A 14,769-nucleotide genomic window follows, 5' to 3' on the forward strand; every position below is an offset into this window, starting at 1 on the left:
ATAGCCATATATATAAATGAAAAAGAAAATGAAATTAGCACAACTACGAATGTTTTGACATATGCTTTAATATCAATGTTATAGGAAACTATTTTGAACGTTTTCTTCGAATAATCCAAATAGTTAGCACAATAGTCATTTGTCTTGCATAGGATGAGAGTGAAGACTGTTTGGGAGGGACTTTTATATAAGATTAACAAATGTGTAGAAGTCTCGCGGAGAACAACCAATTGTTTGAGGAGGGTAAAAACAAATGTCGCAAACAGAAAAAGAATTAAACTACAGAGAGATTATTACAAAAGCCGTTTGTGGAAAAGGGAGAAAATTCTCACAAGCAAGTCATACGATACGCCCTTCCCATAAACCGTCAAGTATTTTAGGTTGTTGGATCATTAACCATAAGTACGAGGCGGAAAAGAAGGGAGATTGTATCGAAGTTCGTGGAAGCTATGATGCTAATATCTGGTTCTCGTATAGTAACAATACAAAAACAGAAGTAGCGACAGAGACGGTAACTTACACAGATGTTGTTCCACTAACTTTGCAAGACAAAAATGTTTTAAGTGAGGAGCTCGAAGTAATTGCTAGAGCAATTCAACAACCTAATACTCTTGAAGCTACTATAGCCCCTAATGGAACGAATGTGATTGTTCAAGTAGAGCGAGAATTTTTAGTGGAATGTATTGGGGAGACAAAGGTTTGTGTGTATGTTAATCCAGATGGGATTTCAGACGAACTAGATGCTAAGACATGGGATTATGATGTAGAAGATGAAGAGTTCGAAGATTTAGACCCTAACTTCTTAACAGGTGAATTAGAAGAATAAAAAAGCTAGGAAGAAGTTTACTTCTTCCTAGCTTTTTTCATAAAATCATTTAAGACTTGCGAATAGGAATTTGTGTGTAAGTTCAGCTGTATTATAAAGGAAGAAGGTGAATTATGACTATTGATGATAAAATAATTTCTTTTCACGAGAAAATTAATTTTAAGCTAAAGCCACTGTTGCCCTCTATGCTTAAACATCATGGGATAAAATTAGGTGAGATACATAACGGGGGAAGAAATCAAGTTAAAGTACGAGCATTTCATTTTAATTTATTATCAGCTAAAAGAGGTACATGTACCTCAGCTTTGCTATTTTCTTCAAACATAGTTTGGAAAGAAATTCAATGCGATGAATTTTATTTCGAAAAAGAACTTAAGGAATTTGCGATCCAATGTTTGTATTTATTATCCATTCCTCTTGGAGAATGTGTGGTTCAACGCTGCGGTAAAAAGGAGATTACTGTTATAAAAATTAGGTCGCTAAAGTTTGGAGAATTAACTAAGAAAGAGAAGGAATTATTATTATTGACATTGGAGAATAAAAACAAAAGTTTTGAAAATGTAACGTTTGGTTGTGACATCGAGTTAATGGTAAAAAACTTAGATACATCAAGTTTTATGAACATGGATGTTTTATTAAAAGAAGGTCAAATAGGACTTGATGATGCAATTGCTGTTCATAAGAAGAAAGTAATTCACCCTATTGTGGAAGTACGTTCCAAACCTGCAAATAATATGACAGAACTTTTTGATGATGTTTTTCTTTTGTATAAGAAGCTACGAAAGGCGACATCGAATCATGATTTAACTATTATTACAGACGCGCATCCATTTGGACGTTTTTTCCTTGGAGGTCATATTCACTTTGGAAATATCCCACTTACATTTCAGCATGTACGTTTACTAGATCAATTTGTTACTATTCCTTTTTCATACGTAGAGCAAAAACCATCTTTCCAACGTAGACGATATTACGGTAGATTAGGATCAGTAAAAGAAAATCGGTTTCAAGGTTTTGAATATCGAGTATTACCATCATGGTTTAAACTAATCCCAAATAGTTTACCCTTGCTCCTATGGGTTGAATTTTTAATGAAAAACCCTACTAAGTTAGAAGCTTCTAACTTTCAGAAAAAAGATTTACATAGTTACTATTGTTGTGATTATCAAACCAGATCTTTAACGAATTGGATAAATGAAAATGAGGACTATTTTATTGAAAAAAGGGAAAAAGCTTTATTTAATAATTATGTGTCGTTCCTTAAAAAACTCGTCTAAAATTGTCGAGCATACTCTATGAATATGGTATAATATTTATCGGTGACTAAAGAAATTGGAGGAACATTTAATGGCAGAACATACGCCTATGATAAAACAATATTTAACGATAAAGGCAGAATATAAGGATGCCTTTTTATTTTTCCGTTTAGGAGATTTTTACGAATTGTTTTTTGAAGATGCTAAATTAGCGTCGCAAGAATTAGAAATTACGTTAACGAGCAGAGGAACTGGTACGGATACTGAGAGAATTCCTATGTGTGGTGTTCCTTATCATGCAGCTGAACAATATATTCAAACATTAATAGAGAAAGGATATAAAGTAGCTATTTGTGAGCAAGTTGAGGACCCACGTCAAGCAAAAGGCGTTGTTAAAAGAGAAGTTGTTAAATTAATAACACCAGGAACTGTGATGGAAGGCAAAACAATTCAAGAAAAAGAGAATAATTTCATTGCATCGGTTACGGATTTTTTAGATGAAACATATGGATTTGCTTTAACAGACTTAACAACCGGTGAAAATTTTGTCACAATTATCCAAGGTAGTTGGCAAGATGTCATTAATGAGATTGCTACTACACGAGCAAAAGAAATTATATTTTCCCCTGATCATTCAGAAGAAAATATAAAGGCCTTACTTCAACAACTTGCGGTAACCGCATCATTGGAACCTAATGAAGAACTGCCAGAAACCTTTCATTCGTTAGTGGATAAACTAGAGCAAAAAAAGCTGATTGCAACATTTGGAAGACTGTGTTCTTATTTAGTTCGGACGCAAAAACGTTCATTAGATCATTTGCAACCAGTTGTTGATTATTCACCAACAGATTTTATGCGAATTGATTTACATTCGAAACGAAATCTAGAACTTGTAGAAACGATTCGCGAAAAGAAAAAGAAGGGCTCTCTTCTTTGGTTACTAGATAAAACGGTAACAGCAATGGGCGGACGACTATTAAAGCAATGGCTTGAACGTCCTCTATTAAATAAAAAACAAATTGACCAAAGACTTAGTATGGTAGAAACATTTATTGAACAATATTTCCAAAGAGAAGAATTACGTGAACTTTTAAAAGAAGTTTATGATTTAGAACGATTAGCAGGTAAGGTGGCATATGGGAATGTTAATGCTAGGGAACTAGTTCAATTGAAACGCTCATTACAACAAATTCCTATAATAATTTCAACTGTAAAAGAATTAAATAACTGCTATGGTGGCGAGATAATAAAAGACATTGATACATGTGACGAGTTATTAATTATGTTATCAAAGTCTTTAAAAGAAGATCCACCTCTTTCCATTAAAGACGGGGGGATCATTCAAGATGGCTACAATGAACAGTTAGATCAATATCGTGATGCTAGTCGAAACGGTAAAAGTTGGATTGCAAGGCTAGAGCAACAAGAAAAGCAAATCACAGGAATCAAGTCTCTTAAGGTTGGATATAATAAGGTATTTGGATATTATATTGAAGTTACAAAAGCAAACCTTGTCCACCTTCCTGAAGGGCGATATGAGAGAAAACAAACGCTTTCGAATGCAGAAAGGTTTATTACTCCAGAACTAAAAGAAAAAGAGGCACTAATACTAGAAGCAGAAGAACGAATAGAGCAGTTAGAATACGATTTATTTTTACAGCTGCGTGAAAATGTTAAACAGTATATCTCTAAATTACAATATGTTGCAAAAAAAATAAGCGAAATAGACGTTTTACAAAGTTTTGCTAAGGTTAGTGAAGAAAATCGGTATGCGAAGCCACAATTTAATGATGAGCGTCATATTTCAATCCTTGAAGGACGTCACCCTGTAGTTGAAAAAGTTTTAAACTCAGGTGAATACGTATCAAATGATGTAATTATGAACGAAGAACGAGAAATCTTATTAATCACTGGACCAAATATGGCTGGTAAAAGTACTTATATGCGTCAACTAGCACTAATTTCTATTTTGGCGCAAATTGGTTGTTATGTGCCAGCAGATTCGGTGAACTTACCTATTTTTGATCAGGTGTTTACAAGAATTGGTGCAGCAGACGATCTCGCAAGCGGACAAAGTACATTTATGGTTGAGATGTTAGAAACGAAAAATGCAATTTCAAAAGCGACGAAAAATAGTTTAATTTTATTAGATGAAATAGGTCGTGGAACATCTACGTATGATGGAATGGCATTAGCACAGGCGATAATTGAGTATATCCATGACGAAATTGGTTCAAAAACATTATTTTCAACACATTATCATGAATTAACAGCATTAGAACATGACCTTAGCGCCGTGAAAAACGTTCACGTGAGTGCCGTTGAAGAAGAGGGGAAGGTCGTCTTTTTGCATAAAGTAATCGATGGACAAGCTGACAAAAGTTACGGAATCTATGTGGCTCAGCTGGCTGAGTTACCGGATAAATTGATAATTAGAGCGAAGACAATATTGGCAACACTAGAAAATCAACCATCATATCAGAAGGTCTCTGAGAACCTAATAATAGAAAGTGATAAACCTGTTCAACTTTCTTTATTTAACGAGGGTGAAGGCAAAACAAAAAAACAAGTGAAACCTTCTAGTGATGAAGAAAAGAAGGTAATTTCTTCGATAAAAAAATTAGATTTATTAAATATTACACCGCTAGAAGCGATCCAAAAGCTAAATGATTTACAAAAGAAGCTAAAGGTATAACGGCAGCGTTTTAAAATATAGAAAAGAGTGATTAAACGTGGGCAAAATTGTTAAATTAGATGAATATTTATCAAATAAAATTGCCGCCGGAGAAGTGGTTGAAAGACCTGCATCAATCGTTAAAGAACTCGTTGAAAACTCTATTGATGCTAATAGTACCTCAATTCACATTCAGGTAGAAGACGGCGGTATGCAGAAAATCCGGATTGTTGATAATGGTGATGGAATTGAGAATGAGGATTGTTTAGTGGCATTTCATCGTCATGCAACGAGTAAAATCCGAACAGATAAAGATCTATTCCGTATTAAAACATTAGGGTTTCGTGGGGAAGCACTGCCAAGTATTGCCTCAGTATCGTATCTACAGTTAAAAACATGTACTGGTAACGGGCCAGGGACGGTTGTGAATATTGAGGGTGGTAAGATTATTGAGAGTGGATCATCATTAAGTCGTAAAGGGACAGATATAACAGTAACTAATCTTTTTTATAATACACCCGCAAGATTAAAATATTTAAAAACAGTCCATACAGAGCTCGGAAATATTACAGACTATGTGTATCGTCTTGCAATGTCATACCCATCGGTTTCTTTTCAACTAGACCATAATGGGAAAAAAATATTCTCATCAAACGGTAATGGGGATTTAAGACAAGTGATTGCAGCTATTTATGGAATGAACATTGCAAAACAAATGGTTTATTTTGAAGGTAGTTCGCTAGATTTTAAGATTTCAGGGTATGTTTGTAAACCTGAAGTAACTCGGGCTTCAAGGCAATATATGTCAACTTTTATTAATTATCGATATATTAAAAATTATCCGTTAACAAAGGCTATTCAAGATGGGTATCATACTTTACTACCTATCGGACGTTATCCAGTAGTTGTGCTCCATATTGAAATGGATCCTAGTATAATTGATGTGAATGTTCATCCATCAAAATTAGAAGTGAGATTAAGCAAAGAAGCCGAGTTAAATACGCTAGTTACTAATACAATTAAAGCTACTTTTAAACAAGTTTCTTTAATTCCTGAAGTGAAAACTCCAAAGCTTCAAAAGGAAAAGTCTGAACAAATAGCATTTTCTCTAGAGCATTCGATTTCTAATGAAACGAACCCTGTGCCCGAAAGAGAACAAGATCAAAGTCAAGATTGGAGAAATGAACGTCCTGTTATGTTAAGAGAAACTCAAGGGGACAGGGAAGAAAAAAACATTGTTTCAAAAAGTCTGGAAGCTTCTTCAATGTTCGAAGGAGTTGAATTAGAGCAACACCATGTACAAGAAGAAAGTGAAGTAGATGAAAATGTTTTACATGAAAGTTACGTTGAAAATCCTACCGAAAAAAATGTTCAAGTTAATGAGCGTGTACCTGTTCTATATCCAATAGGTCAAATGCATGGAACTTACATCTTAGCTCAAAATGAAAAGGGTTTATATGTTGTAGATCAACATGCAGCCCAGGAACGTATTAAATATGAGTACTTTCGAAAAAAAGTAAGTGAAGACCATAAACAGTTACAGGATTTATTAGTTCCAATTACATTTGAGTTTACAACTAGTGAGGTTGAACGAATAAAGACAAATGATCAATTACTTCGAGATGTAGGTATTTTTATGGAACCTTTTGGAACACAAAGTTTTATTGTTCGTTCCCATCCAACTTGGTTTCCGGTTGGACTTGAAGAAGAAATTATTAAAGATATTGTTGAAGAAGTGATGAACGGGAATAAAGTATCTATCGGAAATTTAAGAGAAGATGCAGCTATACTAATGTCATGTAAAGCTGCTATTAAAGCGAATCGTTATTTAAGAAATGATGAAATCTTTTCGTTATTAGAAATGTTACGTAAATGCGAAGAACCCTTTACATGCCCTCACGGTAGACCAATCTTTATTCATTTTACAACTTATGAAATGGAAAAAATGTTTAAAAGAATAATGTGAATTAAGCATTAGACTGACCAATTACAATGATTATTACTTTTATTTTTAAAAGGAAAATCAATGTTTTTACTCAGTCTTTTTTTCTTTACATAAGAAAAATTTGCAAGCTACCAAAGAAGAGACTATAATATTAGAAAAACTTGGCTTATCGCCCAAAAGCGAAAGCCCTAGTTTTACTTATACTTTTCACCTTGAAAAAAGCAGAGGAAAAGTGATAGAAAAACTTGGCTTATCGCCCAAAAGCGAAAGCCCTAGTTTTACTTATACTTTTCACCTTGAAAAAAGCAGAGGAAAAGTGATAGAAAAACTTGGCTTATCGCCCAAAAGCGAAAGCCCTAGTTTTACTTATACTTTTCACCTTGAAAAAAGCAGAGGAAAAGTGATAGAAAAACTTGGCTTATCGCCGTAACTTTGTGGCAAAAAAATGAATTATGAAATTCATTAAACTAGAGGAGAAATATGATTTGCACAACATCATTACGAACTTCACAACAGATAAACGAAAAAGCTAAGAAGGTTTCTAGCGACTTACAATTACCTTTCGTCTCACGGAACCATAGACCGCTACCTACCTTACATAAAGAATACAACAGTGATGTGCTTGTAGTAAGTTCCAATCGATTAGAAGTATATCAAATGGACAAAAAAGATCCGTTATTTTTCCATCCCAATTCAGCGATGTTTCGGGTAAAGAGGTTTTTAAGAGGTGAGATGGACCCATTTTTATTAGCGACAAAACTAACAGAAAATATGTCTTTCCTAGATTGTACATTGGGGCTGGCATCTGATAGTATAGTATCGAGTGTAGTTGTTGGAAAGAACGGTAAAGTGGTAGGTGTAGAAGGAAATACATATCTTGCATATTTAATTAAGCAAGGGTTATGTAATTGGAAAAGTGGACTTAGTCTAATGGACGAAGCGATGCAAAGAATAGAAGTAATTCAAATGAACAATCTTGACTACCTTATTCGTGAGAAAACAAACTCTTTTGACGTTGTATACTTCGATCCGATGTTCGAGTCTAAAATTAGTGAATCAGATGGAATAAATCCACTACGTAGTTATGCGTTATATAACCCTCTTGATTTGGAAACAATTGAAGAAGCAAAACGTGTAGCCAAAAGGCGCGTAATTTTAAAGGATCATTGGAAAAGCACGCGTTTTAAATTATTTAATTTCCATGTATATAAACGCCCTACTTCTCAATTCCATTATGGTTCTATAGAATTATGATAAGGTTAAAAGGAGTTATTTATGAAAGAAAAGCTAGTCGTTATTGTTGGGCCTACTGCAGTGGGGAAAACAAAATTAAGTGTTGAGTTAGCTAAGGAGCTAAATGGAGAAGTCATAAGCGGAGATTCAATGCAAATATATAGAGGGATGGACATCGGAACAGCGAAAATTAAGGAAGAAGAGATGGGTGGTATTGTTCATCATTTAATCGATATTAAGGACCCTAATGAAAGCTTTTCAGTCGCTGAATTTCAAGATTTAGTCAAACCGCTTGTAACAAGTATATGCAAAAAAGGTAAACTACCTTTGTTAGTAGGAGGAACGGGATTATATGTTAATTCGGTTATTTATGATTACAATTTTCCTGATGCCCCGAATGATCCAGAATACCGCCAAAGTTTAGAAACGTTAGTCGAAAAAAATGGTGTAATTACATTACATGAAAAATTAAAAGAAATTGATCCAATTAGTTACGAAACGATTCACCCTAACAATTATCGACGTGTGATTAGAGCGTTAGAAGTCTATTATGTAACAAATAAGACAATCCACGACTATCAATCCGCTCAACCAACGGAAAGTAGATATGAGTTAGCGTTAATAGGGTTAACGATGGATCGTACCATACTTTACGATCGGATAAATCGAAGAGTAGATATGATGATTGATGAAGGACTTATTGATGAAGCTAAACGATTATATAATAGTGGAGTTAAAGATTGTCAATCTGTTCAAGCAATTGGCTACAAAGAAATATTTGATTACTTAGAAGGTCATATAACAAAGGAAGAAGCGGTTGAATTATTGAAACGAAATTCAAGAAGATATGCTAAACGTCAACTTACGTGGTTCCGTAATAAGATGAATATTCAATGGTTTGAACTAAATGAGCATAATTTTTACGAAAAGAAGGAAGAAATTAAAAAATTTATAGAGGAAAGATTATAAAAAAGGCGAAATATATATTTATAGCTATTAGAGGAGGACTATTATGAAGCAACAATCAGTAAACATTCAAGATGTATTTTTAAATCAACTAAGGAAAGAAAGTATTCCTGTTACTGTGTTCCTTTTAAACGGATTTCAGTTAAGAGGTTTAATTAAAGGTTTTGATAATTTTACGGTTATTTTAGAAACAGAAGGTAAACAACAATTGGTTTATAAACATGCAATATCTACGTTCTCGCCACAAAAAAATGTTCCTTTAAACCAAGAGAACTAAAATAAAAAGCTCCTTTAGGGAGCTTTTTATTTTTTTAGGACGCTTTCGCTTTTCTTTTGAAAAGAAGCAAATTGAAAAAATTTGTTCAAAGAAAGATCTGTTTTTAAACCTAAATCCTCTTTTAATAGGGAGAGGGTTTTTCCTTTCTCAATTTCTTTTAAAATATACGTATTTCGAAAATGTTGTGCAGAAGTTCCCTTCCTAAGACCACTTCTTGTAATTTCTTTTTGAATCATTCGTTGAATGGCTATATTCGTTAATCGTTTCGGTTTATTATTATCATAAACCCAACGGTAAGTCCCTCGCTGAAAATCAAATGCCACAAAAAAAGGATCATCCTCATGGTAACGCGGTCGTACAGGTAATGGGATTGTATGGTAATATTTGTACAAAATTTGTTTGTGTTCAGGTGTTATTTTTATTTGTCTTAGCTTTTTTGAATTTGTTATATCTATTGAGTTTGTCTCAAAATGTATATTTGTCATTTGAATACCCGTTAGCTCCTGAAGTGTTAAACCATAATACAAAAATAATATAAAAATCCCCTCATTACGATTAACGATGAGATGTCTAGTTTTTAGTTGATTTTCTGATAACCCATCATAAGAACGGATTGACGTAAATAAGTGGTTAATTTCTTGTTCGGTTAAAAAATCTTCCGCCATCATTAATGGTTCGCCAACTTCTATTTTAGAAATCTTTTGAATCGGGTTTTTGGATAACCCTTGGTTGTCATAATATTTATAGAGCTGATTTAATACGATTTGTATCCTCTTTGTTGTTCTTGGTTGATAATTACGAGTTTTTGTTAATATGTTGAAGTAATTATTAATATCAGTTGAAGATAAATTTGCAAAGGTAGAAAACGTAAGATCTCTTTTTTCAGTATGAAGCCATAGAAAAAAATCTTCTAAGTCGTATATGTACCTTCTAATTGTTGAAGACTTGCGTTTTTTTTGTACTAAATGAAATAAAAATTCTTTAACAAAGCTAGGTAAAGATGTTTTATCTAGAATATCCATTACATCCCCTCCTGATATTATTATTTTAATTATAACAACGATTGACTATTGTTGCTTTAAAATAGCAAGAAAAAATAGGCATTTGTCACACTTTTCATGCTTTGGAGTATACTGATCACAAATGGTGGTTGATTAAGTTTCCGACATTAATATGTTGATAAGGTGGTGAAGTCTATGGATAAACCCTTGTCTCTTAAGTCTAGAGGACAGATAAATATCGTCTTAAATCAGAAGGAGTTAAAAAAAAATCTTGATCAAACAAGTGCCTTTACTGATGTAGATAGGGAAAAGCACTATATTCTTGAAAAAATTGAAAAAGAGCTTGAAGAGTTAGTTGGATTATCAGAAATGAAAAAATTTATCAAGGAGATCTATGCGTGGCTATATATTAATAAATGCAGGAAAGAACAAGGATTAAAAGTAGGAAAGCAAGTATTGCACATGATTTTTAAAGGGAATCCTGGAACCGGGAAAACCACGGTTGCTAGGCTTTTAGCTAAACTTTTCAAGGAAATGGAAGTATTGTCAAAAGGTCATTTGCTAGAAGTGGAACGCGCGGATTTGGTAGGTGAATATATAGGGCATACTGCTCAAAAAACACGTGATTTAGTAAAAAAAGCTGTTGGTGGTATTTTATTTATTGATGAAGCTTACTCTTTAGCAAGAGGTGGAGAAAAAGATTTTGGAAAAGAAGCTATTGATACTTTGGTCAAAGCAATGGAAGATCAACAACATGACTTTGTTCTAATTTTAGCAGGATATTCTAGAGAAATGGACCACTTTTTATCCTTAAATCCTGGTTTACCATCACGCTTTCCGATAACGATGAAGTTTCCCGATTATACAAATGAGGAATTAATGGAGATCGCAAAAAAAATGTTAAATGAAAGAGAGTATGTGATTTCTACAGAAGCTGAATGGAAACTACGAGACTATTTACAATCATTAAGAGTGGAAAGAAGCTATAATTTTAGTAATGGCCGGTTAATTCGAAATGTCGTAGAAAAGGCAGTTAGGGCACAGGCTGTACGGCTTTTGCATGAAGGTAAATATGACAGAGAAACACTAGTAACGTTAACTAAAGATGACTTTAAGATGAGGAAAACTTGATTTTTTTCTGATGGAATTAAAGTACTAGATTGTAATTCAGTGTGAATTAAGGACGTTCGTTTTCTTTTAGTGAAATGTACCGGCTGCTATGCGCAAGTCTTGATACAACTTTAAAGGTTGTAATTCTCCAGACCACTTGCGCTTTTTCTAGTAGAAAGATTATAGTAAAGAATGGTAATAATAAATTGTAACAAAAAGAGTTTAGAAAAAAGGTTGTGAAACATTGGGTGAATTAAGTAACAATACTGAAGAAAAAGTGTTACTTGTAGGTTGTAAATTATTTGAAACTAGTGAAGAACGATTTCGCTATTCTATGGAAGAGCTAGCCTCATTAACTAAAACTGCTGGTGGTAAGGTGATTAGTACGGTTTTTCAAAATCGGCATAGCTTTGATCGAGCTACTTATATTGGAAAGGGGAAAATCGAAGAAATTATCCCCCTTGTAGAAGAGCTTGAAATTGATGTTGTCATTTTTAATGATGAACTTTCAAGTAGTCAAGTTCGTAACTTAAACTCACAAATTTCTGCAAGAATTATTGATCGAACTCAACTTATTCTAGATATATTCTCACGAAGAGCTAAGTCAAAAGAAGGTAAACTTCAAGTAGAGCTTGCTCAGTTAAATTATCTATTACCACGTTTAGTTGGACAAGGTCATTCGTTATCGAGGCTTGGTGGAGGAATTGGAACGAGAGGACCGGGGGAGACGCAACTTGAGACTGATCGAAGACATATACGTAGACGAATGGATGAAATCAAAGAGCAACTAAAGACAATTGTGAAACATCGTACATTATACCGTGAACGGAGAAAAGAAAATCGAACTCTTCAAGTTGCTTTAGTTGGATATACTAACGCTGGAAAATCTACTCTTCATAATCGTTTAACAAAGGCTGATGCATTAGAGGAAGATTTATTATTCGCGACACTAGATCCACTAACAAGGAGATTGAAACTCCCTAGTGGATTTCAAGTCTTATTAACAGATACGGTAGGGTTTATTCAAGATCTACCAACAACACTAGTAGCAGCCTTTCGTTCGACATTAGAAGAGGTCTGTGAAGCTGACTTCTTGTTGCATGTTGTTGACTGTTCTAGTGATGATTATTATAACCATGAACAAACCGTGTTATCTTTGTTAGACGAACTTAATGTGAAAGATGTTCCAATTTTGACAGTTTACAATAAGCGGGATAATATGACGTCTAACTTTATACCATCAGAAGGAATAAAATCAATAATAATTTCTGCCCTTCAAGAAAAAGACTTAGAAAAATTACTAAAGAAACTAGAAGAAGAAATAATCGTCACATTACAATATTTTGAAGCGAAAATTCATGTAAGTGAAGGAAAATTGATAGCAAAATGTTCTAGTAGTGCGATCATTGAAAAACAAACTTGGTTAGAAGATGAAGAAAGTTATTTTTTAAGTGGATATGTTTCACCGGATACATCCATTTATAAACAATTACAAGAATTCAAAGTGTAAAAGGAGTTATTATGTACGATCAATTTACAAGTGGAGCAAAATTAAAAGAAATAACGAAGGAAATTGAAACTCAAATTAAAGATATACATATAAAGATTGAAGAAAAAATGGAAATCAATCAGTTGAAAATTTTGCAGTCGTTTCGCAAGTATCAAGTATCTGACTTTCATTTTACTCCATCAACCGGTTATGGTTACGATGATGTTGGAAGAGACACGTTAGAAGCCATTTATGCAGATGTGTTTGGTGGTGAAGCGGCCATTGTTCGGCCGCAGATCATCTCCGGCACACATGCCATTGCAACTTGTTTATTCGGAGTCTTACGGCCCGGGGATGAACTACTGTATATTACAGGGAAGCCTTACGATACTCTAGAAGAGGTAGTCGGGATTCGTGGTAATGGAAATGGGTCATTGAAAGAATTTGGGATAACATATGGTTGTGTTGAACTTAGCCCAAATGGTTGTGTTGATTTTGAAGCTGTTGCAAAAAAGATTAAATCTAATACAAAAGTTATTGGGATTCAACGTTCTAAGGGATATGCTAACCGACCGTCTTTTACTATTAATGAAATTAAAGAAATGATTAATTTTGTTAAGGAAATCAAGAAGGATGTTGTTGTATTCGTTGATAATTGCTATGGAGAATTCGTTGAAACGATGGAACCATGTCATGTTGGAGCTGATTTAATGGCCGGTTCATTAATCAAAAATCCAGGTGGTGGAATTGTAAAAACTGGAGGCTATATTGTTGGGAAAGAGGAACTAGTTGATTTAGCCTCATACCGTTTGGCTGCCCCTGGTATAGGAAAAGAAGGTGGAGCTTCACTTTATAGTTTACAAGAAATGTACCAAGGTTTTTTCTTAGCACCACATGTAGTTGCCCAAGCGCTTAAGGGGGCGATTTTTACAGCCGCTTTTCTAGAAAAATTACAATTTTCGACTAACCCAAAATGGAATGCCAGTAGGACGGATCTGATTCAATCAGTTCAATTTCCAAATGCTGAAATGATGGTTGCTTTTTGTCAGGGAATACAATTAGCATCACCCATAAACTCCCATGTGACACCTTACCCAAGTTCTATGCCTGGTTATGAAAGTGAAGTTATAATGGCGGCAGGTACTTTCATTCAAGGTGCGAGTATCGAGTTTACAGCTGATGGACCGATTAGAGAACCGTATATTGCCTATGTTCAAGGTGGGCTTACATATAGTCATGTGAAAATCGGTATTTTAACTGCAGTAGATCACCTTATCAATAAAAAGTTATTAACTATCTAATAAATAGTCAAATCGAGTATAAATAAATATTCGATTTGACTATTTTTATTAATACAAAAAAGGATTAGGGGAATGATAATAATGTCAATAAAAAAACATTAAAAGTATGTGAGAAAACCTCACATACTTTTAATGTTAACTTACCTTACATGTATTGACAGGTTTCGTGTCGTAATGTAACCTATAAATATCAAGTCAGAGGGGGGAGGCAGTTGGGAGATAAAATTAGAAGAAATATGCCTTTATTTCCAATTGGTATTATCAAGAAACTCACCGAGTTGACTCCAAGACAAATTCGATATTATGAAGAACATGGTTTAATTTTTCCGATACGAACGGATGGTAACCAAAGGCTCTATTCCTTCAATGATGTTGACAGATTACTAGAAATAAAGGAATTAATTGAACAAGGGATTAATATTTCTGGAATTAAGCAAATATTCATAATGAAACAACATTTTAACGGTCTTAAACATAATATCATTGAAAACCCAGATAGAAAAGTACAAAAAGATCTTACTGAAAAACAGTTAAGAAGTTATTTGAAAAATGAGCTATTAGTGGCAGGGAGACATGGAAAGGCCTCTTTAATTCAAGGAGAACTTTCTCGATTTTTTCATTAAAAACGGTACGATTCATCATTAAAAAAGAGTAATTCTTTATGATGGTTAAGATAAAAATAATACTTATA

13 protein-coding genes are annotated in these 14,769 nt (G+C 33.8%); 12 read left to right on the forward strand and 1 reads right to left on the reverse strand.

What is annotated here, in order from left to right; translation table 11 throughout:
• Positions 1-253 precede the first annotated feature (253 nt).
• The 8 genes from BKP45_RS20340 (at position 254) to hfq (ending at position 9,177) form a co-directional block, all read left to right on the forward strand.
• Positions 254-826, forward strand: coding sequence for an outer spore coat protein CotE (locus BKP45_RS20340; protein WP_071309688.1), 573 nt, complete (start codon positions 254-256; stop codon positions 824-826).
• Between the two features lie 113 nt (positions 827-939).
• Positions 940-2,103: a putative amidoligase domain-containing protein gene (locus tag BKP45_RS20345; protein WP_071390974.1), complete on the forward strand. Its 1,164-nt coding sequence runs from the start codon at positions 940-942 to the stop codon at positions 2,101-2,103.
• A 70-nt stretch (positions 2,104-2,173) separates the two neighbouring features.
• The gene (gene mutS, locus BKP45_RS20350) at positions 2,174-4,777 is read left to right on the forward strand and encodes a DNA mismatch repair protein MutS (RefSeq protein ID WP_071390975.1); all 2,604 of its coding nucleotides are present in this window, start codon (positions 2,174-2,176) and stop codon (positions 4,775-4,777) included.
• A gap of 37 nt (positions 4,778-4,814) precedes the next feature.
• Positions 4,815-6,722 carry a DNA mismatch repair endonuclease MutL gene (mutL, locus tag BKP45_RS20355; RefSeq protein WP_071390976.1) on the forward strand — a complete coding sequence of 636 codons (1,908 nt, stop codon included), beginning with the start codon at positions 4,815-4,817 and terminating at the stop codon, positions 6,720-6,722.
• A gap of 100 nt (positions 6,723-6,822) precedes the next feature.
• Positions 6,823-7,131 (forward strand): hypothetical protein, encoded by a 309-nt coding sequence (locus BKP45_RS20360; protein WP_071390977.1) that lies wholly within the window; start codon positions 6,823-6,825, stop codon positions 7,129-7,131.
• Positions 7,132-7,181: 50 nt separating this feature from the next.
• Positions 7,182-7,955, forward strand: coding sequence for a class I SAM-dependent methyltransferase (locus BKP45_RS20365; RefSeq protein ID WP_071390978.1), 774 nt, complete (start codon positions 7,182-7,184; stop codon positions 7,953-7,955).
• 21 nt (positions 7,956-7,976) lie between these two features.
• Positions 7,977-8,903, forward strand: coding sequence for a tRNA (adenosine(37)-N6)-dimethylallyltransferase MiaA (miaA, locus tag BKP45_RS20370; RefSeq protein WP_071390979.1), 927 nt, complete (start codon positions 7,977-7,979; stop codon positions 8,901-8,903).
• 43 nt (positions 8,904-8,946) lie between these two features.
• Positions 8,947-9,177, forward strand: a complete 231-nt coding sequence (gene hfq / locus BKP45_RS20375; protein WP_071309682.1) for an RNA chaperone Hfq — start codon at positions 8,947-8,949, stop codon at positions 9,175-9,177.
• Between the two features lie 26 nt (positions 9,178-9,203).
• On the opposite strand, the gene BKP45_RS20380 is transcribed toward hfq, so the two are convergent.
• Positions 9,204-10,199, reverse strand: coding sequence for a tyrosine-type recombinase/integrase (locus BKP45_RS20380; protein WP_071390980.1), 996 nt, complete (start codon positions 10,197-10,199; stop codon positions 9,204-9,206).
• A 174-nt stretch (positions 10,200-10,373) separates the two neighbouring features.
• Between BKP45_RS20380 and spoVK the strand changes: the two genes are divergently transcribed.
• From spoVK to BKP45_RS20400, 4 genes are all read left to right on the forward strand, one after another.
• Positions 10,374-11,309, forward strand: coding sequence for a stage V sporulation protein K (gene spoVK, locus BKP45_RS20385; protein ID WP_071390981.1), 936 nt, complete (start codon positions 10,374-10,376; stop codon positions 11,307-11,309).
• A gap of 223 nt (positions 11,310-11,532) precedes the next feature.
• Positions 11,533-12,798: a GTPase HflX gene (hflX, locus tag BKP45_RS20390; RefSeq protein WP_071390982.1), complete on the forward strand. Its 1,266-nt coding sequence runs from the start codon at positions 11,533-11,535 to the stop codon at positions 12,796-12,798.
• Between the two features lie 11 nt (positions 12,799-12,809).
• Complete coding sequence (locus tag BKP45_RS20395; RefSeq protein WP_071390983.1) at positions 12,810-14,078, forward strand: methionine gamma-lyase family protein; 1,269 nt, start codon at positions 12,810-12,812, stop codon at positions 14,076-14,078.
• A 212-nt stretch (positions 14,079-14,290) separates the two neighbouring features.
• Positions 14,291-14,701 (forward strand): MerR family transcriptional regulator, encoded by a 411-nt coding sequence (locus BKP45_RS20400; RefSeq protein WP_139193872.1) that lies wholly within the window; start codon positions 14,291-14,293, stop codon positions 14,699-14,701.
• Positions 14,702-14,769: the final 68 nt, after the last annotated feature.

It is taken from the genome of Anaerobacillus alkalidiazotrophicus, from assembly GCF_001866055.1.